Annotated in this window: 1 pseudogene; it reads right to left on the bottom strand. The window is 68.7% G+C overall.

From position 1 onward, the window contains the following. A pseudogene (locus D7Y04_RS43075) lies at positions 1-412 on the bottom strand (DUF4178 domain-containing protein); the annotation flags it as partial.

Here is a 412-nt window from a genome sequence, read left to right on the forward strand (position 1 = left end):
CGAAGCCCTTGGACTTGTGGAAGAGCAGGTACTCTTCCCACGGGTAGCGCACGCCCTCCACGGTGCAGGAGCGCACCAGGAAGCCGATGCACATCCACTCGGTGTTCTTCAGCGTGCCCTTCGCCCCCAGGGGGATGATGGGCGCGTGGTCCGGCTTCTCCAGGAGCCGCAGGAAGGACAGCTTGCCCTTGCTGACGTCCAGGAGCGCGCCGCAGAACGGGCAGCCCACGCGCAGGGACTTGTCCGGGGCCCGCAGCTCCAGGGGGCCGTTGCACTCGGTGCAGCGCGCCTGCTGGAGGTCCACCTTGCGGCGGGCACGCGGGCGGAGCTGCTCGGCGGGAATCCCGAGCTGCTCCAGCTTGAGCCGCTCGCCGATGAAGACTTCCGGGTCCTTGTTCCGCGTGCCGAAGTC

It is taken from the genome of Corallococcus sp. AB038B (assembly GCF_003668955.1).
Classification (GTDB): Bacteria; Myxococcota; Myxococcia; order Myxococcales; family Myxococcaceae; genus Corallococcus; species Corallococcus exiguus.